The following is a 19,426-nucleotide window of genomic DNA, read 5'->3' as shown; positions in this document are numbered from 1 at the left end:
GGTCTGAGCTTAATCAGTGGACGCCCGCTCCCCGGCCCAGCAGCATCCCTGGAGCAGGCGCCCGCGACGCGAGTGCCGAGAATCGGAACGACGCGAAGGCGGTCATGCACATGTCTGTTGACACCACCTCCTCCACCGCTGCCGCTCGGCTGTTCCGCGGCCTGAGCACCGAGTCCGTGCTGGTGCTGCCCAACGCCTGGGACGCCGCCAGCGCCGCTGTGATCGCCGCGGCTGGCGCCCCGGCGATCGCCACGACCAGCGGCGGCGTGTCATGGTCACTGGGCCGCGGGGACGGGCAACGGCTCGGCCGGGACGAGATGGTGGAGGCCGCGCGGCGCATCGTGAACTCCGTCGACGTGCCGGTGACGGTCGACGTGGAGGGAGGCTACGGGCCGGCCCCCGCGGACGTCGCCGCGACCGTGCGGGCGGTGATCGAGGCCGGTGCGGTGGGCGTCAACCTGGAGGACTCCACGGCCGTCGGCGGTCCCCTGTACGACATCGCCGAACAGGGCGCCAGGCTGCGCGCCGCCAGGGACGCCGCGGCCGCCGCGGACCTGCAGGAACTGTTCGTCAACGCGCGCACCGACGTCTTCCTGTTCGGAATCGGCGCGCCCGACGGCCGGCTGGACGAGGTACTGGCGCGCACGGCGGCATACGCCGAGGCGGGAGCCGACGGCATCTTCGTGCCCGGCCTTCTCGACCTGGACGTGCTGAGCACTCTCTGCGCCGAGTCGCCGCTGCCGGTCAACGCGATGGCCGTCGCAGGCGGACCGGGTGTCACCGAGCTCGCGCAGGCCGGGGTGCGCAGGATCAGCCTGGGCACCGCGCTGGCCCAGGCCGCCTACACCGCGGCCCGCCGAGCCGCCGCGGAACTGCTCGGCACGGGAGGTCTCACGGCACTGGACGGCTCACTCGACTTCGGCGAACTCGACGCCCTGTTCCGTCGTTGATCGAGGCAGGGAGGACGGCTCGGACGCCCACTGCTGACGTGGCAGGTGTCCGGACCTGGCCGACGTCCTCCGATCGCACGCGTCCTGGATGACGACAACGGCGAGATCGTCGCGTCCTGATCCGTGATGAACTCAGCCGAATGAGGCTGTACAAGACGCTGATGAGCGAGATGCTCGTCTACTGTTTCGTGGTCGTCGTGCTCACCGGCGCCTTCCTCGCGTTCTTCTATCCGTCGAGCGGCCAGGCGTTCTATGACGGCCCCTACGAGCCATTACGCGGCGCCGAGGTGAGCGCCGCCTACGCCGCGGAGGTGGAGATCGCCTTCGAGGCGCCTGGCGGTCGGCTCATGCGGCAGTTGCACCAGTGGTCATCGCTGCTCTTCCTGGTGGGGATCGTCCTGCCGTCACTCGGCGCCCGCTCGTCGATGCCGCGACCTCTTGGCGGCGAGCAAGGATCGCGCTTCGCGGTCGGGGTCACTCCTTCGATACGAGGCCGATGTCGAACTGCACCTCGACGTCGTCGCTCACCTTGAGCGCGCCGAAGAACGCCGAGTAGGGCCGGATCCCCCATCGGGACTGCGCCATGGCCGCCGAGCCGTGCACTCGATCCTCGGCGAGCGAGCCCTGTACCTGGATGGGCCGGGCGACGCCGAGCATGTCGAGGTCGCCCTCCACGCGGAACGACTCCGTACCTCCCGTGACTTGCGATGATCGGAAGGTGATCGTCGGGTAGCGCTCAGAGTGAAGGACCTTCTCTCGGATGATCTTTTCGATCTCCTCGCGATCGGAGCTCGTGAGAGGTTTGACGCCGCCGGTTCCTCCCTGGACTTCGAGCGACTCGGCGTCGACTTCGACGGTCACCGAGCAGCCGGCCGGGTCGGCGGGGTCGACGGTGGCATCGCCGCGCCAGCGGGTGACCGCGATGGTGAGATCATGGCCGGCCTTCGCGCCGAGCCCGGCACGCGTCGTCTTGACCAGGATCCGTCCAGACTCCGGTCCCAACGTGTAGCTACCAGCGGTGATGCCCACACTCCCAGGCTAACCCCACCGAAGGGCGCACGTACCGTCAGGCGTCCGGAGCCTTCATACGACCCTCCCGCGAGGGATGCGGCTCGACGGCGGGGTGTGGCTCAGACGGTCAGCACGAAGCGTCGGCAGACATGGACGCGTGCGAACCGCTCGCGCATGGACTGCTCTTCTCGCAGGTCGGCGTGCAGGAAGACCATCATCGGCCGTAGCCCTGGCCGTCGTTCGCCGATGGCTCGGTCCGGCTCGCCCGCGTCGGTGTAGTGGTTCGCGTAGACGTGGAGGTAGTGCTCGCTCTCGGTGAAGCCGCTGGTCCGATACCAGCGCAAGGTGTTCGGATCGTCTCTGGTCCATGCGTCCAGCGTCGGCACGCCGAGCGCGGTGACCCGGGTGAGGGCTTCGGAGAGGAGCGCGCGGCCGATGCCCTGGTGCTGGTGGTCGGGATGGACCGCGAGGGTGTCGATGGTCGCCAGTTCGCCGTCGACGGTGACGTCCATGAGCCCTATGACGCTTCCGCGTTCCTTGGCCGCGACGAGCTCGAAGCCCGGCGCGGGGATCGTGGGCTTGCTCTGCAGGACATCGTCGAAGTAGGCGGTGTTCAGGAAGGAGAGTGCCCGGCAGCGCAGCCAGGGGGTCTCGTCCGCGGGGTTGTACTCACGTATGGCATGGCTCACGGCTGTGATCCTCAATAGGTGTGGTGATGTCGGGATGGTGAGAGTCGCGGCGTTGGAAGACCATGGCGAAGATTCTTTGCGCCGGGCCGTATTCGGGCAAGCGGATTACCGGGCCGTCGGTGCCGCCGGAGGCTGACGGTGCCGGATCCTCAGCAGTTCCGGTCTTGACTGTGTCCAGTTCGATAGTGTTTGTGCGGTGGTTGAGGGGCACCAGGAGGCGGGAGAGGCGCGCGGGAAAGTCTCGGGGGCGGCGGAGCGGGAGCTGGTCCGGGCTGCGAGCCGCTATTCGGTCTGGTTGCGTTCGGCGACCGTCGTGCCCTGCGGCGTGTTCGGTGTGCTCGCGGCGCCAGGCGGGACCAGGCCGCAGACGGCCGTGCTGGCGATCCTCGCGATCGGCTGGTCCGTTCTTCGGCTCGTCCGGGCGGGGAACGGGACGGTGTCCAGGGCGTGGACGGTCGTCGCGGTCGACGTCGTGGTGCTCGCCGCGATGGGAGTCGGCCAGGCGGTGGCGGGTGGCCAGGACTCCGCCAGCTGGGTGTACGCCCTGATCTCGATCACGGCCGTGACGTACCCGTTCGAATGGTGCACCAGGCCGCTGGTGGGGAGTGGGCTGGCGGTCCTGGCGCTCGGCGCCTACGTCGCCGGCTCCGCCGTCGCGCATTCCGGTGACTGGTCGCCTGCGGTGCTGCCGGCGGTGCGGGTGCTGATGGAGGTCGCCCTGGCCAGGCTGTCCTATGTGCTGATCCGTTCCGAGGTGCGCGCGGTGGACAGGCTCACCGAGCGGGTGGCGGCACGGCGCAGGGAGGCCGCCGTCGCGGCGGCCAGGCGCGCGGTCGAGCGTGAGTACCTCGCCACACTGCACGACACGGCGAGCACGACCCTGCTGATGGTCGCGATGGGAACCCGCGAGGCCCACGATGACGTGCGCGAACGCGCCAGGCAGGACCTGAAGATGCTCACCGTGTCCTCGGGTCCGGACGCCGGTCGGGTCGACCTCGGCGCGCTGCTGGCCACGGCGACCCTGCATCCGGGGGTGCGCGTACGGCAGGACATCGGCGGGCTGCCGCCTGTGCCCGCGGCACCGGCGCTGGCCGTCTTCCACGGCGTCCGGGAGGCGCTGACCAACGTGAACCGGCACGCGGGGGTGGCCGAGGCCGCGTTGCGCGCGGAGGTCGACGAGCACGGCAGGATCGTGGTGGAGCTGCGGGACCGCGGTCGCGGCTTCGACCCCGAGCAGGTCGCCCCGCACCGGCGCGGGATCTCCGGCTCCATCGTCGAGCGGATGGCGGCCGCGGGCGGGCGGGTGCTCGTCGCCTCGGCGCCGGGCGAGGGCACCACACTGCGCTGGATGTGGCCACGTGATCAGGCTGCTTGAACGCGCTCGGGGAGGCCGACGGGCTTCGCGCGATGGATGTGGCCGCGTGCCCAGGGTGACCGAACGCGGGCGGAGGAGAGCTGCAGGGCAGATCGAGCGGCGGCTCCTGCGCGGTGTCCGGGGGTCGGTTCTGGCGGTGACCGCGGCCGTCCAGTTCGGTCTCTGCCTGCCGGAGCTTGTCAGGAGCAGCGCGCGCTACGACCCGTTGTGGCTGGAGGTAGCCGGGTTCGCCCTTCTGGTCGGGGTCACGCTGGTCGCCGCGGTCTTCGTGGTGCGCGGCCGGGGCGTTCCGCCCGCGGTGCGGTGGGTCTGCGTGGGCCTGGTGCTCGTCGCGGTCGTGGCGGCCTCCTCCGCGGCGCCTTCACACCGGATTCCGGACGCGGCCAACTGGTCCTTCGGCCTGGTCGGCTGGTACGGCGTGCTGCTGCTGTTCGACCTGCCGCTCGGGTATCTCGGCGCGTTCCTCGGCGCCAACCTCGCCCTGGCGGTGGTCCAGGCGGTCGTCGCGGACCTGCCCGGCCCCCGGACGATGGCGTCGATGGCGCTGTCGGCGGTGTCGATCTACGGGTTCCAGTTCGCGTTCGGCCTCGTGGTCCATGCCGTACGGCGCGTCGCCGTACGGGCGAGCGAGGCGGCGGAGGAAGAGGAGCGGATCCGCACGGAGGAGGCGGTGGCCGACCACACGCACCTCGACCATCAACGGCGTTACGCCGCGCTGCTCGGCACCACGGTCCCGTTGCTCGTCGGGCTGGGTTACGGCTCGCTCGATCCTTCGGACCAGGACACCAGGCGCCGGTGCGCGCACGAGGCGGCGAGGATGCGGCGCCTGTTCGCGGAGAGCGACGACGTGTCCGACCGATTGCTGCACGAGTTGCGTGCGGTCATCGACGTCGCGGAACGCCACGAGGTCACCGTGCAGCTCGCGGTGCGGGGCGAGCCGACGGACCTGCCGAAGGAGGTGCGGCGAGAGCTCATCGACGCGGTGACGGCCGTGCTCTCCGCGGCTTCGTCGGCCGCCGTCGCCACACCGGAGCAGGTCCGGGTGACGGTGGTTCGCACGCCGGAGCAGGTTCGGGTCAGCGCGGTCGGGGACGTCCAGGGGGAGCCGCCTCCGGAGTTCGAGTTCAGGCATGTCGAGGTCAATCGTGTGGCGAAGGGGAACCGACTGTGGGTGGAGACGGTGTGGCGGCTGGGGACACCATCACGGTCGCGCTGATCGACGACCATCCGGCCGTCCTCGCGGGCGTGCGGTACTGGTACGCGACGGCCGACCCGCCGATCGAGGTCGTCGCGGCCGGTGCCACGCCGAAGGCCGCATGGCTGCCGCCAGGGGATTCGGCCGCGGTGGTGGTGCTCGACCTGCATCTGGCGGGCGGGCCGCCGGCGTTCGGCGACCTGCGCTGCCTGGTCGACGCGGGCAGGCAGGTCATCGTCTACACGATGCGCGACGACGAGCACACGGCGTTGACGTGCATGGACATCGGCGCGTTCAGCTACCTCACGAAGGCCGAGGGAGAGGAGCACCTGGTCGCGGCCACGGTCGCGGCCGCCGACGACCGGCCGTACACGCCGCCGGCGCTGGCGGGGGCGTTCGGCGCGAACAGGGCGGCGGAACGCCCGCAGCTGTCCGTTCGCGAGGAGGAGGTGCTGATCGAGTGGTTCCAGTGCGAGTCGAAGGAGCTCGTCGCCGAGAGGCTGGGCATCACGCCGCGAACCGTCAACTCCTACCTGGACCGGGTGCGGATCAAGTACGCGAACGTCGGCAGGGAGGCCAGGACGAAGGCCAAGCTCGTCGCCAGGGCCATCCAGGACGGGCTCGTGCGGGTCGACGATCTGTGACCTTCGCGGTTTTGTGGGTCGAACAGCCGTCACGCCGGTCAACCGGCTCTCCCTAACGTGGTGGCGGGTGGCACCCGCTTGCCGGGTGCCGTCATACCCGCATTCCTCCAGCCCCGGCGCACGTCGGTGCCGACGGGGCGACACGAGCACACACGAGAAGATTCGGAGTCTGGGCTGTGAAGCGAGTTTCGATGCGCTCACTCAAGGGGGCGGCCGCGCGCGGCCTGGGGACGAGCGCGGTCCTGGCCGCGGCACTGGCGCTGCCGTTGTCGTTCGCGCCGGCGGCCGGCGCCGCCACGGCCGACAGGACGGACGACAGGTTGAGCGCAGGGGAGATCCTCAAGCCGTCTGAGTCGGTGAAGTCGGACAACGGTCAGTACAAGCTGATCCAGCAGGCACAGGGCAACCTCGTCCTCTACGGCCCGGGCGGCAATGCCCTCTGGAGTTCGCCCGCGTCGGGTTCCCCCGCGTACGCGACGATGCAGCGGGAGGGCAACCTGGTCATCTACAACGCCCTGAACAAGCCGCTGTGGAGCACGAACACCGCGGGCAACGCGGGCGCCTACCTCACCGTGCAGGATGACGGGAACCTCGTCATCTACTCCGCCGACAACAGGTTCCTGTGGTCGCGCCACGCCTACGTCGGGTCGCTGCCTTCCGGGCACACCCTCAAGGCCGGACAGTGGGTCCAGTCCGAGAACGGCCAGTATCAGCTCGTCATGCAGAAGGAGGGCAACCTGGTCCTCTACACCAAGGACCACAAGGCCAGGTGGACGACGCCGACGGCGGACGCCCCCGGTGCGAAGGCCACGATGCAGAAGGAAGGCAACCTGGTCATCTACAGCTCCTCCGGCAAGGGGGTCTGGACCAGCCCGACCGCGGGCAATCCCGGCGCCTACCTGGCCGTCCAGGACGAGGGCAACGTGGTGATCTACTCCAAGGACGACAAGCCTCTCTGGTCGCCCAAGCAGACCGGCTGACCAGGGCCCTGACGTCGCGGACCGCCGGGGAGGGGTGACCGGCGGTCCGCGACGCGCCCGTGGCCGGCGGTGCGGTACGGCGACAGCGCCACCGGCCCAGCCTGTTGGCCACTGGCCAATAGGCTGGGGCCGTGAAACCCCGACGGCGCAGGCGCAGTCCTGAGGAAGCTCGCGCGGAGCTGCTGGCCGCGGCGGCACGGTTGATCGGGGAGCGGGGACCGGACAACGTCACGCTGAGACAGATCGCCGAGGCCGTCGGTGTCGCCCATGGATTGGTGACCCACTATTTCGGTACCTATGCTGCTCTGGTCCGCGAGGTGCTGGTGTCCGAGGACAAGCGGATCCAGGAGCGGATCCATGACCGCATCCAGGCCGAGCGGGGTGTTCCGACCGCGGCGGGGATCATGGGCGTGGTGTTCGACACCCTGGCGGACGAGCGTTACCTGCGGTTGTTCGTCTGGGCCGAGATGCACGCCGACTACCAGGGCGCCGTACGGCCGGACCTGCGGGAGCTGATCGACGCGATCGAGGCGGGGATCCGGTCCGCGCTGGCGGGTCGGCCGGTTCCGAGCAGGTCCCGCATCGAGGCGGTGGCGTTGATGGGGGTGTCGGCGGCGTACGGGTTCGCCATCGGCAGGCGATCGTGGCTGACGGGCATGGGGCATGATCCTGACGACCCGGCGCACGAGGCGGAGTTCCGTGCGCAGCTGACCGCGATGCTGGCTTCGCACATGGTGGAGGAGTCCGGGTTGGAGCCCGCCGAATGATTCCCACCGGGTAGCAACCATGGAATGAACATGCCGGCGGTGATCTCGTCGCTCATCGTGGTGCCCGGCATGGCCAGGCACTGACAACGGGTGACCCTCCGTCCGCCGTGACGGCCGCCGGCAGGTAAAGCCGCCCGGCGGCCATGGCAAAGGATCGCGTGTTTGCCGGGTCGGGCCTCGGCCCGGCCTGGCAGCGTCCTACGCGGCTGCCACGGCGATGAGCGATGGAGGGGCAGATGCGTCTTGTCGGGGGAGAAGAGCAGTTCGACCGCCTGCTCGCGGCTGCGAGGGCCTACTGGGACAGGCGTCCCTCCAGGTCCGGGAGCTGTGTGGTGGCCGAGGCCATGCACCAGGACATCCGGGTGGTCGTCCGCAACCTGCTGCTCGCCAACGCGATCTGCGATCTGACCTCCTCCCGGCTCGTCGTCCTCACCGGCACCGACCGCGAGTGGCGGCGGGCGCTCTGGGAGGAGTTCGAAGTCGAGCGGGTACGGCGGCTCGCGCAGGCGTTCGGCGCCGCGGAGATCGTCGACGTGCACGGCCTCGCCGACCGGCGGCTCGCCGAGCAGGGCGACACCCCCTCCGAGAGGGTCGGCAGGGCCATGCTCGACGCGCTGGAGACGGCGACGCTGGTCCGGCTCGACCGCGTGCCCCGGCTGCCGGACGTCGAGGACGAGCACCACCACGCGCGGCGTGCCCGTACCAGGGCCTTCTCCGCGGTCTACGACCGGCTGTTCACCGAGCTGGCGCCCGCGGCCCTGGTCACCAGCCACGTCGACTACGACCAGTGGGGGCTGGCCGTCGAGACGGCGATGCGCATGGACATCCCTGTCGTGCACGCCCAGAGCACAGGGTCGTTGAAGGCGTACACGCTCTTCCCCGAGGCGCGGCAGGGGACGGGCACCTTCCGCGAGGAGCTCACCCGCGAGGTCGCCCGCTACTTCGACGAGCACGTCTGGCCGCACAGGGACGCCATCATGCCGAGCGCCGAGCTGGTGGCGTGGCGCGCCAAGGAGAACCTGGGCAGGCCGAGCTGGTGGCGGGCCGGCAACATCAGCTCCTTCGAGGTCCGCACGGAGACCGAACGCCGGCAGATCCGGCAGCACGGCTGCGACCGGTTCGGCATCGATCCTGACCGCCCCGTCTTCACGGTGTTCAACCACGCCGTCTCCGACGCGGTCGGGACGAATCTCGAAGTGTTCGAGGATCTGGCGGAATGGTTCGAGGAGACGGCCGCGTTCGCCGCAGGCGAGGAGTCGGTGAACTGGCTCCTCCTCGACCATCCGAACCAGCATCGCTACGACACCACCGGCCACTTCGCCTCCGTCGCCGCACGCCATGCCGGGCGCTCGCACCTGGTCTTCGCGCCGAGCCTGTCGCTGTCGAAGAACATGCTCTGGAGCATGACCGACCTGGGCGTCACGGTCCGCGGCAGCGTCTCCAACGAACTGCCCGCCTTCGGCATCCCCGTCATCCAGGCAGGCTGGTCGGAGTGGAGCGGCTGCGGCCTGTCGCATGTGGCCGAGACCCGCTCCGACTACTGGCGGCTGCTCGCCGAGGCCGTCACCCGCCATCTCAAGGGCGAGTCCATGCTGGGGCCCGAACAGCGGGAGCGCGCCCGGCTGTGGCTGTGGCTGTACCGCAGCGGGGCCGACGTGCCCTCGCCGCTGCTGCCCCACTGGGAGATGGGGGACGGCGAGGACTACCTGCGCGCGCTCGCCGTCGCGATGCGGCACGTGGAGCGCGACGGCGACCCCCTGCACACCGCGGTGCGCCGCATGTGGGAACGGCGCGAACCGCTGCTGAGCCGGCTCGACTTCCGGGATCCAGAGGGGCTCGCCGCGGCCCTGACCACGTCGAGGAGCGCGTCATGACCACACTCCTGCACGGCCCGGCCACCGCGTTCGACGAGCCCGTCGTCGCGCTGTCGCCGCCGGCCGAGCTGTTCAACGGGCGGGCGGCGGCGCTGCAGGTGACCGACCTGTTCCACCGCGGCGACCACATCATGGGCCGGTTCGAGGGCTCGGGGCTCGTGGGGTTCAAGGTGGCCGCGGGGGGCCGCCGTCTGCGCGTCAAGGTGGTGCTGTCGGTGGACGCCACCTCCGTGCCCGGCTGGCATCTGCCCGAAGGCCCAGGCGAGGTCAGGGCAGCGCACCTCCCGCCGCGCCTCCTGCAGGTCCGCGCCCAGGGACGGGTGCGGCAGTGCGTGCTGCTGAAGGGCGGCAAGGGCACCATGAGCGCCCGGGTCGTCTTCGACCTGATGCCCGAGGAGGTGCCCGACGACGGCCTGGTCTGCGTGGAGGTCCTGGACATCGCCGAAGGCCGCGACGTCTCCCGCGAGGTGCGCGACGCGATGGCGGGCACGATCATGGACGGCGGCGCCGCCGGCGTGCGCATCGACAGGGTGGCCTTCGAGGAGTGCCCCGACGGGGCCAAGACGCCGCTGGGGGAGGCCATGGACGGCGCCCGCTGTGAGGTCGTCTCGCTCGTCAGCTCGGGCGGCCTGGCTCACCTGAACCGGCGCGGCACCCGCCCGCTGCGTACCGGCCTGTTCGTGGTGAATCCCGTCCCGCCGGGCGTCTTCGGCTCGGGCGGACGGCTGACCGTCCGGCTCGGCAGCAGGGCCGACACCAGCGCCAACAGGCCCGCCACGGCCAGGGACCGCGCGCTGATGCGCAGGGCCCTGCTGCGGGTCGGCGGCGAGGCGAAGCGGGTACGGCACGCCGCCCGCGAGGCCATGTGCTCGGCCGCGCCGTACGTGGAGGGGGTCATGAGCGTCCAGGACGGCGGTCTGACCAGGCCCGTCAGGTCCACGGACGGCAACACCCTGGAGCTGGACCTGCCCGCTCCCGTGGCATCGCCCCTGCTCGTCGTCGTCGCCCCGAGGGAGGGCGCCGTGCCCACGCTCGTCTCGGCGAGCTGGACTCCCTGACGTCCCGCGTGGGGGTCCGTGCTGGCTCGGTGGCGTTGCGCCGCTACGGGGAGTTTTCGCCCGGACCCTTCCTTCAGAAACCCCTATAAATCCGGGCTTGTCGGCGGTTGTCGGACTCGGGAAGGATGCCTAGTGGCGGACGGCGACCCCGTCCGGCACCAGGCTTCAGCTCGGACAAAGGACGCCGGATGACCCATGCCAGTCGGCCGACGGACCACCAGCGGATGGTGGCGGAACTCGTGGAACGGCGGCTGGGCCGCCCCCTCGATCCCGACCTGAACTTCTTCGAGGCGGGGCTGGACTCTTTGTCCCTGGTCGAGCTGCACGACGAGATCACCACCACCCTCGGCGTCGACCTGCCGGCCACCGCGCTGTTCACCCACCCGAACCTGGTCGCGCTCGGCCGCCTGATCGCGCAGGGCAGCGCGCCCGCGCGGGCAGACACCGGCAGGCGCAGGCCGGTCACCGGCAGCCGTCGCGACATCCGTGCCCGCCTCAGGGAGGACGGCCGGTGACCACTCCCCAGACGGAACCCGGCCCCTTATCCGAAGCGCCGGGCGGCGCGCCGGAGGTCGGGCCCGAGCTTGAGGAGAGGCCGGTCGCGGTCATCGCCCAGGGCCGGTTCGCCGCGCAGGGCGATGCCGTCGAAGAGGCGGGGCACGATCCGGCGGCGCAGGTCGTCGGCGCGTTCGACGGGGTGCGCAAGGCGTGCGCAGCGCTGCTGGCGGGGGAGTGCGAGCTGGCCGTCACCGACGGCGCGGAGGTCCCCTCGCTCACCGGAACCCTGGTGCTGCGCCTGCTCGACCGGGCGCTGCTCGACGGCGACACCGTGCACCGGGTCATCTGGCCCGACGACCTGGCGGTCGAGGACGGCTATCCCCCCGTGCACGTCCCCGCCGGCGCTGGGCCCCGCGTGGTGGTGTGGTCCGGCCGCACCCCGCAGGAGGCTGACGCGGTACGGCGGAGCCTGGCGGGCTTCTTCGCGGGGCTGCGCGAGGACCTGTTCGCCGACGCCGTCGGCACCCTGCAGCGCGGCAGGGCCGTGCACGCGGTGCGCGGAGCGGTGGTCTGCGAGAGCGCGGCCGAGGCCGCGGCGGCCCTGACGGCCGAGGACTCCTCCTCCGGCGCCTCCCGCTCCACCCCGCTCCGCCCGGCACAGGACGGCTCCGATCCGGCCGTCGTCCCCGGTGCGGTGCCGGCGGAGCTGGCGGCGGCGCTGTACGGCGTGGAGCGCGTCTTCACCGAGGCCGTGGACGTCTGCGCGGAGGCCTTCGAAAGGCACGGCCACGACCTGCCCGCGGACTGGACCGGCGACGCGGCGGCCTTCACCTCCGCCTACGCGCTGACGGCCACGCTCGCCGACTGGGGTGTCGCACGGGAGCCCACCCGCCCGCTCGACGAGCTCGTCGCCGAGGTGGTGCGAGGAGCCGGTGCCCACCGGCAGGGGGCCACCCCCGAGGAGGGCACGGGGTGGGGGCGGGACCGGCGGGAGTTCATGGCGGCCGTCGCGCGGCTCTGGGTGGCCGGGGCGCCGGTGGACTGGGCGGCTCTCGAGCCGGACCATCCGCTCCAGCGCATCCCCATCCCCCGGCCCGGTGACGAGTTGCCACCCTCGATGGAGCCCACGCGGCCGCTCACCGCCGTGCCGTACTCCTTCTGGGTCCTGGAACAGCTCGCCCCGGCCAGCGGTGTCTCCAACCTGGCCGTCGCGTTCAGGACGCGCGAGCCGCTTCGCCGCCTGCCGCTGCAGATCGCGGTGAACCGGCTGGTCAAGCGGCATCCGGCGCTCCGGCTCAGGTTCCCCGTCGTGGGCGGGGCGCCGGTCAGGCATCTCACCGCCCCGCAGGACGCGCAGCTCAAGCTCGTGACCAGGCCCACGACAGAGGAGACGCTGGTCGCCGACCTGCAGAGCTTCCTGGACGAGCCGTTCGACCTGGGCCGCGACCTGCTGGTCAGGGCAGGCCACTTCACTCTCCCCGACGGCGGGGGCAGCGTCGTCTGCCTGGTCGGCCACCACATCGTCATCGACGCCCACTCCATGCAGCTGCTGGTGGAGGAACTCGGCCGCTTCTACGACAGCCAGACGGGCCACGACCCGCTACCCGCCGAGCTGACCGGCACCGCTCCGATGCTGGAGCCTGGCACGCCGTCGCAGGAGTCGCTGGACTACTGGCTGGAGCGGCTCGACGGGGCCGACCCGGCCGCCATGGTGCTGCCGGGCAGCAGGCACTCCCCGTCCAGCCCGACCTTCGCGGGGCACACCTGCTCGTGGCAGGTCGACGAGGAGACCGTGCGGGCCCTCGAGGAGCTCAGGACGAGGCTGCGGACCACGGGCAACATCGTGCTCGCCACCGCGTTCCTGCTGACGTTGCGCGGCCACGGGGCCGGGCCCGACCTGGTGGTGGGCATGCCGGTCAGCACCAGGACCGCGGCTGGGCGCGGGCACGTCGGCTACGGCGTCAGCACGCTGCCGCTGCGCGTGCGCGCCGAACTGGACGAGGACTTCGGCCAGGTCGCCAGGCGGGTCGAGGAGACGTGGGCGGAAGGCGTCGAGCACGCCGACGCGTCCGTGGAGGCGGTGCTGACCCGCAGGGGGCACGGCACCGACGACTGGCGGGTGCCGCTGTTCCGGCACATGTTCAACTACCGGCCGTGGAGCGACGAGCAGGTGCGCATCCGCGGCGAGGTGCCCGGCTACATCGAGGACCTGTTCGACCGCAGCCGTCTCGACCTGCAGGTCGTCGCCGTGCAGGAGCCCGGCAGGCTGACGATCAGGGCGTGGCACAGCACCGAGGTGCACGACGAGGCCGAGATCGAGGCGTTCGCGGCCCGGATGGCGTCCGTGCTGCGGCAGGCGGCCGCGGGATCGGTGGCCGACGTGCTGTCCCCCGCGGACCGCGCGGTGCTCGACCGGGTCAACGACACCGCGCGCGCGTGGCCTGAACCGCTGCTGTCGAGGATCGGATCGCACAGAGCTGTCGCGCGCGAGGGCTCGGCCGACGAGCGTGCCGGCCGGACGGTCGCCGTCCGTGAGGGCGCGCGGGAGGTCACCTACGACGAGTTGCTCGGCCGCGCCGCCGCCGTCCGGGAGCTCCTCGACGCGCACGGTGTACGGCCGGGCGACCTCGTCGCGCTGGGCCTGGACCGCTCGGCCGACCTGGTGGCCGCCGTGCTCGGGACCTGGCAGGCCGGGGCGGCGTTCCTGCCGCTGGACGTCCGCCAGCCGGAGATGCGCCTGTCGTACCAGGTGTCCGACTCCGGCGCCCGCCTGGTGATCACCGGTGTGGACGAGCCGGAGTGGGCGGGGGCCACGCCCGTGGTGACGATGCCGGAAGGCCAGGCCGTATCCAGGGAGCCCGAGCGGGGAGAGATCGCGTACGTGATCTACACCTCGGGCTCCACCGGCAGGCCGAAGGGCGTCCAGGTCACCCACGCCAACCTGACGAACCTCGTGCTCGACTTCGCGGGCCGGCTGGGCGAGCCCCGGTCGGCGCTCTGGTCCACCACCCCCTCCTTCGACATCTCCTGGCTCGAGCTGCTGGTGCCGCTGGCGGGCGGCGGCACGGTCGTGGTGGCCTCGGACGAGGACCAGCTGCAGCCCCGCAGGTTCCTGGAGCTGGCGGGGACGGTCGAGGTCGTGCAGGCCACGCCGACCGCCTGGCGGCTCGTCGTGCCGGAGGCGGGGCGGGAGCTGGCCGGGCGCACGGTCCTGTGCGGCGGCGAGCCGATGCCCGCCGCGCTGGCCAGGGACCTGCTCGCGCTCGGCTGCCGGGTCTTCAACGTGTACGGGCCCACGGAGACCACCATCTGGTCCACCGCCGCCGAGCTGCTGGAGCCGCCGGGCGACCCGGTGCCCGCCGGGGCGCCGCTGGCCAACACCAGGATCTTCGTCCTCGACGCTGACGGTCGCGAGAGGCCGCCCGGCGTGCCGGGAGAGCTGTGCGTCGCGGGCGACGGGGTGAGCGCCGGCTACCTCAACCGGCCGGAGCTGACCGAGGAACGCTTCGGGCGGCACGAGCGGTACGGCCGCTTCTACCGCACCGGCGACCGGGCACGGATCCGCCACGACGGGGTCCTGGAGCTGCTGGGCCGCGACGACAGGCAGGTCAAGCTCCGCGGGCACCGCATCGAGCTGGGCGAGGTCGAGGCGGTCCTGCACGAGCACGAGGCGGTCCGCGTGGCCGCCGTCGTCCTCGACGGCGACCCCCAGACCGACGGCCGGCTGGTGGCCTTCGTGGAGGGCGCCCGCGAGGACCTGCGCGAGGAGCTCTGGCGCTTCGCCAGGACGCGGCTGCCCGACTACGCGGTGCCCACCGGGTACGTCTTCGCCGACCGCCTGCCGACCACCGCCAACGGGAAGATCGCCTACCTGGAGCTGGCGGTGCCGGAGGAGGATCGCGGCACGCCGTCCGAGTCGGGCGACGGGCTCGTCAGGCAGGTCGTGGCGCTCTGGCGGGACGCGCTTGAGCGCCCCGGCCTCGGCCCGCACGACAACTTCTTCCTCAACGGCGGCCACTCCGTGCTCGCGGTCCGCCTGATCGCCCCGCTCGAGGAACTGGCCGGCCGTTCTCTCTCGGTCAGGGCGGTGTTCGACCACCCGACCGCCGCCGAGCTGGCCGCCCATCTGGGAGGCACCCGATGACGCCATGGTTCGTCCAGCTCAAGGAGGGCGAGCGGGCGCTCATCACCTTCCCGCACGCCGGTGGGGGACCAGCCTCGCTCAACGAGCTCGCCGCCCACCTCCCGCCCGAGGTGGGCCTGTGGGCGGTGAACCTGCCGGGCCGCCAGGCCAGGCTCGCCGAAGCGCCGCGCACCGACCTCGAAGGGCTGGTCGACGACCTGGCCCGCGATCTGCTGGCGCGGCACGAGCCGTACACGCTGTTCGGGTACTGCAGCGGCGCGCTGCTGGCCTACCTCGTCTGCCGCCGCGTGGTGGAGCTGGGCGGCGCGCCCGAGCGGCTGGTCGTGGCCTCGTTCGCGGCGCCGGACGTCACGCCGCTGCTGCGCCGGCTGCCCTCGCTGCCGTCGTGGCTGTTCTGGGAGCAGCTGATCGAGCTCGGCGGGGTCCCGCCGGAGCTGGCCGAGCGGGAGGCGCTCTGGCCCGTGCTGGAGCCGGCGCTGCGCGCCGACTTCGGGCTGCTCGCCGGCTACCACCACAGGCCTGCGCCGCCGCTGCCCACCCCCGTCACGGTCCTGTACGGCGCGCGGGACGGCTCCCTGAGCAGGGGCGGCCTGCTGGGCTGGCGCAGGCACAGCGCGAGCAGGCCGGTGCTGCGCGCGCTCGACACCACCCACTGGCTGGCGGAGGAGGCCCCTGGGCCGCTGGCGGCCGCGATCGTTGAGGAGATGGGATGCGCCTCGGTTACAGCATGAGCTACTGGGGTGGCGCGGGGCTCGGCCCCGCCGACCACCTCGCGCTGGTACGGGAGGCGGAGGCGCTCGGCTACGAGTCGGTGTGGGCGGCCGAGACGTACGGCACCGACCCGGCCAGCCTGATGGCCTGGATCGCGGGCCAGACCGAGCGGATCGCGCTCGGCACCGGCGTGCTGCAGATGTCCGGGCGCAAGCCGGTCGTCGCGGCCATGACCGCGGCCACCATCGACCAGGTGTCCGGCGGCCGGGCCAGGCTCGGCGTCGGTGTGTCGGGGCCGCAGGTGGTGGAGGGCTGGCACGGGGAGCGCTTCGACCGGCCGCTGGCCCGCGCCCGCGACTACCTGGAGGTCGTGCGCCTGGCCCTCGGCGGCGCCCCTGTGAGCTACCGAGGTGAGACGCTCACGCTGCCGCTGGACGACAGCGAGGGCAAGGAACTGTCGCTGGCCGTCTCGCCGGTGCAGGAGCGGCTGCCGGTGTACCTGGCGGCGATGGGCCCGAAGACGATCGCGCTCGCGGGGGAGCTGGCCGACGGCTGGCTGGCCATCCACTTCCCCCCTGAACACCTGGCCGCGATGCGGGTGCACCTCAAGGGCCGCGACATCGACGTCGCGCCGATGCTGCTCACGCTCGTCGAGGAGGACCAGGATCTTGCCTACGACATGATGCGGCCGATGCTGGCCCTCTACCTCGGTGGCATGGGCTCGCGGCGCACCAACTTCTACAACCGGCTGGCCGCCTCGCTCGGCTTCGAGAAGGAGGCGGCCCAACTGCAGGAGGCGTTCCTGGACGGACGGCAGGGCGAGGCCATGGCCATGCTGCCGGACGCGCTCATCGACGCCATGACCCTGTGCGGCCCGGCCGGCAAGCTGCGCGAGCGGGTCGCCGCCTACCGCGAGGCGGGCGCCACCAGCCTGATCGTCGGCCTGGTCACGCCCACCCGGCGGCTGCGCAGCCGGCAGCTGAGGCTCATTGCCCAGCTGGTTCGGGCATCTGCTTGAGCTTGGCCAGCGGCGACCACGCCATCGCGGCGATCGGCACCAGCGCGCCGATCGTGATGACCACCCACAGCGCCGGCCTGATCCCCGCCACCCCGGCCAGCAGGCCGGCGCCCAGCGCGCCCAGCGGCGCGGGGATCAGGCCGAGCGAGTAGATCGAGGCCACCACGCGCCCCTGCAGCTGCGGCGGGGTGATGGTCTGCACGAGCGTGGTGTTGGTGACGAAGAAGACCTGCGCGGTGACGCCGCTGACGACCTGCGCGGCGACCAGCATGGCCACCTTCAGCCAGATCTCGCCGGTGGCCAGCGGGATGAGGAAGAGCGCCACGTTGCCGTACACCATGGACCAGACCAGCACGCCGCCGACGGAGTAGCGCTTCATCACGCGCACCGCGAGCAGCGCCCCGATGATGGCGCCCACACCCCCGCCGGCCAGGATGCCGCCGAACCAGGCGGCGGGCACGCCCAGCTCGCGGATCACGTACAGCGCGTAGATGGAGTTCATCGCGCCCAGGATGAACAGCGAGAACACCGCCGAGGAGATCGCCAGCGGGCGGATCAGCGGGTGCTTCATCACCCACAGGATCCCTTCCCAGATGGCCTTGTGGATCTGGCGTGCCGTGGTGTCGTCGGCCTCCGGCCGCGACTCGGGCCGCTTGATCAGCGCGACCGCGATGGCGGAGGCCAGGTAGGAGACCGCGTCGACGATCAGCAGCACGGGCGCGGCGATCACCTTCAGCAGCGCCGCGGCGATGCCGGGGCCGACGGTGTTGGCCAGCGACTCGGTCAGCTGCAGCTTGGAGTTGCCCTCGAGGAAGTTCTCCATGGGCACAAGGAACGGGAAGTAGCTGCGGTAGGCGACCTGGAACATGGTCCCGAGCAGCCCGATCAGGAAGATCACGACGTACAGCCAGACGAGCGTGAGCATGTCCGCGAACCAGGCGATCGGGATCAGCATGAGCAGCACGAAGCGCGCCACGTCGGTCCAGATCAGGATGGGCCGCTTGCGCACCCGGTCGGCGAGCACCCCGAACAGCAGGAACAGCACCATCGGCGCCCGCAGCAGGAAGCCGACCACGCCCATCTCCTGCGGAGTGGCGTTCAGCACGGTGACCGCGATGACGGGGATCGCGAAGTAGGTGACGTACGAGCCGAGCTGCGACAGGCTCTGCCCGGCCCATAGCCGCAGGAAGTCGGCGTTGCGCCACAGGGTGGACTGCTCACTGGTGGGGGATGCCATGGTCCATCCACTTTCTGATATCCGCGGCCGCACCGGCGACCAGGGGTTCGTACAGGATCGGGACGCGCTCCTCGGGGATCGGCGCGTGCGCGAGCCGGCCCTTGACGACGGAGGGCCACTCGCCGTCTTCGGGCGTGGGCGCGAAGAGCGCGACGTCGCCGTCGTAGGGCTCGTGGCGGAATCCGCCGACGGCGTGCGCGTTGGCCCGGAAGACCGCCAGGTAGCGGCGGGCCTGCTCGACGTCGGCGGTGTCGGGGGCCAGCCGGTTCGCGGCCGACGCCGCGCCCATGACGGCCAGCAACCGCTCCTCGGGGGGCAGATCAGCCAGCCGTTCGGGATCGAGCCCCAGGGTCTCCTCGGGGCCGCCCGCGAGCGCGTGGAAGAGCAGGACGGTGTCGTCCTCCAGCGAGGCGGGAGCCACCGGCTCCTCGGCGTTGGCGTACATCAGCACGACGAGCGGGACCTCCTCGCCGCGCTCACGCAGCCGCCGGGCGACCTCGAGGGCGATGTTCCCGCCGATGCAGAAGCCGCCCAGCACGTACGGCCCCCGCGGGCGGACGGCGAGCACGTCGTCCACATAGGCGTCGGCCATGTCGGCGAGCGAGGTGTGCGGCTCCTCACCGGCCGCCAGGCCGCGCGCGGCGATCGCGTACACCGGCTGGTCGGGGCCGAGCCTGCGGGCCAGGGGGTGGTAGCGGAACACCTGGCCGCCCAGCGCGTGGATGAGGAAGATCGGCGTCCTGTCGCCCTTCGCGTTGAGCGGCACGACCCTGCTCGCGGGGGCCAGGTCCTCGGGCTGCCTGAGCACGTCGGCCAGCTCGTGGACGGTGGGAGCGGCCAGCACGGCGGCCACCGGCAGGTTCCTGCCGAGCTCGTGCCTGATGCGGGCGGCCAGCCTGAGCGCGCTGAGCGAGTGGCCGCCGAGCTCGAAGAAGTCGTCGAGCGCGCCCACCGCTGTCACGTCCAGGACCTCTTCGTACAGCACGGCCAGGCGGGCCTCGATCTCGTCGCGCGGCGGGACGTACGGCCGGCCGCTCGCGGGTTCGGGCGCGGGCAGCGCGGCCCTGTCGAGCTTGCCGCTGGTGGTGAGAGGGAGAGCGTCGAGCGTCACCCAGACCCGCGGGATCAGATGGTCGGGAAGCCTGGAGCGCAGCCGCTCGCGCAGGTCGGGGTCGGGCTCGCCGACCACGTAGGCCACCAGGTACTGGTCGTGCGCCGTCACCGCGGCGTCGAGGATCGACGGCTCGGCCCGCAGGACCGCCTCGACCTCCCCCG

17 protein-coding genes are annotated in these 19,426 nt (G+C 71.9%); 13 read left to right on the top strand and 4 right to left on the bottom strand.

All coding sequences use genetic code 11. From position 1 onward, the window contains the following. The first annotated feature begins 110 nt into the window (after positions 1–110). A complete protein-coding gene (locus AC3EO4_RS48245; protein WP_431902768.1) occupies positions 111–950 on the top strand; it encodes an isocitrate lyase/PEP mutase family protein in 840 nt (279 codons plus the stop codon). A gap of 140 nt (positions 951–1,090) precedes the next feature. Continuing rightward, entirely contained in the window at positions 1,091–1,483 is a 393-nt protein-coding gene (locus tag AC3EO4_RS48240; RefSeq protein ID WP_431902766.1) for a hypothetical protein, read from the top strand. Here the strand turns inward: AC3EO4_RS48240 and AC3EO4_RS48235 are convergent. After that, positions 1,425–1,979 carry a YceI family protein gene (locus tag AC3EO4_RS48235; RefSeq protein ID WP_431902765.1) on the bottom strand — a complete coding sequence of 185 codons (555 nt, stop codon included), beginning with the start codon at positions 1,977–1,979 and terminating at the stop codon, positions 1,425–1,427. The two genes, AC3EO4_RS48240 and AC3EO4_RS48235, sit on opposite strands and share 59 nt — an antisense overlap. Positions 1,980–2,080: 101 nt before the next feature. Further along, positions 2,081–2,650, bottom strand: a complete 570-nt coding sequence (locus AC3EO4_RS48230) for a GNAT family N-acetyltransferase (protein ID WP_431902763.1) — start codon at positions 2,648–2,650, stop codon at positions 2,081–2,083. Positions 2,651–2,846: 196 nt separating this feature from the next. Here AC3EO4_RS48230 and AC3EO4_RS48225 point away from each other — a divergent pair, with 196 nt between their 5' ends. From AC3EO4_RS48225 to AC3EO4_RS48175, 11 genes are all read left to right on the top strand, one after another. Then, positions 2,847–4,025 carry a sensor histidine kinase gene (locus AC3EO4_RS48225; protein WP_431902761.1) on the top strand — a complete coding sequence of 393 codons (1,179 nt, stop codon included), beginning with the start codon at positions 2,847–2,849 and terminating at the stop codon, positions 4,023–4,025. A gap of 46 nt (positions 4,026–4,071) precedes the next feature. Further along, positions 4,072–5,241 carry a hypothetical protein gene (locus AC3EO4_RS48220; RefSeq protein ID WP_431902759.1) on the top strand — a complete coding sequence of 390 codons (1,170 nt, stop codon included), beginning with the start codon at positions 4,072–4,074 and terminating at the stop codon, positions 5,239–5,241. Continuing rightward, positions 5,208–5,864: a DNA-binding response regulator gene (locus tag AC3EO4_RS48215; protein WP_379570168.1), complete on the top strand. Its 657-nt coding sequence runs from the start codon at positions 5,208–5,210 to the stop codon at positions 5,862–5,864. The genes AC3EO4_RS48220 and AC3EO4_RS48215 overlap by 34 nt, the downstream gene beginning before the upstream one ends. A gap of 191 nt (positions 5,865–6,055) precedes the next feature. Beyond that, positions 6,056–6,844: a hypothetical protein gene (locus AC3EO4_RS48210; protein WP_431902757.1), complete on the top strand. Its 789-nt coding sequence runs from the start codon at positions 6,056–6,058 to the stop codon at positions 6,842–6,844. 131 nt (positions 6,845–6,975) lie between these two features. Continuing rightward, positions 6,976–7,611, top strand: coding sequence for a TetR/AcrR family transcriptional regulator (locus AC3EO4_RS48205; RefSeq protein ID WP_379570164.1), 636 nt, complete (start codon positions 6,976–6,978; stop codon positions 7,609–7,611). Positions 7,612–7,847: 236 nt separating this feature from the next. Continuing rightward, a complete protein-coding gene (locus AC3EO4_RS48200; protein WP_431902756.1) occupies positions 7,848–9,485 on the top strand; it encodes a hypothetical protein in 1,638 nt (545 codons plus the stop codon). After that, a complete protein-coding gene (locus AC3EO4_RS48195) occupies positions 9,482–10,543 on the top strand; it encodes a hypothetical protein (protein WP_431902754.1) in 1,062 nt (353 codons plus the stop codon). Before AC3EO4_RS48200 ends, AC3EO4_RS48195 begins: the two co-directional genes overlap by 4 nt. A 188-nt stretch (positions 10,544–10,731) precedes the next feature. Next, positions 10,732–11,058: an acyl carrier protein gene (locus tag AC3EO4_RS48190; RefSeq protein ID WP_431902752.1), complete on the top strand. Its 327-nt coding sequence runs from the start codon at positions 10,732–10,734 to the stop codon at positions 11,056–11,058. Beyond that, entirely contained in the window at positions 11,055–15,185 is a 4,131-nt protein-coding gene (locus AC3EO4_RS48185) for a non-ribosomal peptide synthetase (protein ID WP_431902750.1), read from the top strand. The genes AC3EO4_RS48190 and AC3EO4_RS48185 overlap by 4 nt, the downstream gene beginning before the upstream one ends. Continuing rightward, positions 15,182–15,916 carry a thioesterase II family protein gene (locus AC3EO4_RS48180; RefSeq protein ID WP_379570154.1) on the top strand — a complete coding sequence of 245 codons (735 nt, stop codon included), beginning with the start codon at positions 15,182–15,184 and terminating at the stop codon, positions 15,914–15,916. The genes AC3EO4_RS48185 and AC3EO4_RS48180 overlap by 4 nt, the downstream gene beginning before the upstream one ends. After that, on the top strand, positions 15,895–16,914 hold the full coding sequence (locus AC3EO4_RS48175) for an LLM class flavin-dependent oxidoreductase (protein WP_431902748.1): 1,020 nt from the start codon (positions 15,895–15,897) through the stop codon (positions 16,912–16,914). The genes AC3EO4_RS48180 and AC3EO4_RS48175 overlap by 22 nt, the downstream gene beginning before the upstream one ends. On the opposite strand, the gene AC3EO4_RS48170 is transcribed toward AC3EO4_RS48175, so the two are convergent. Both AC3EO4_RS48170 and AC3EO4_RS48165 read right to left on the bottom strand, forming a co-directional pair. Continuing rightward, a complete protein-coding gene (locus AC3EO4_RS48170; RefSeq protein ID WP_379570150.1) occupies positions 16,883–18,151 on the bottom strand; it encodes an MFS transporter in 1,269 nt (422 codons plus the stop codon). The two genes, AC3EO4_RS48175 and AC3EO4_RS48170, sit on opposite strands and share 32 nt — an antisense overlap. After that, positions 18,132–19,426: alpha/beta fold hydrolase (locus AC3EO4_RS48165; RefSeq protein WP_431902746.1), on the bottom strand; the 1,295-nt coding region annotated here is incomplete at its 5' end. The genes AC3EO4_RS48165 and AC3EO4_RS48170, both read right to left, overlap by 20 nt.

This window comes from Nonomuraea sp. bgisy101 (genome assembly GCF_057708945.1).
This window is presented reverse-complemented; position numbering and strand designations above follow the sequence as displayed.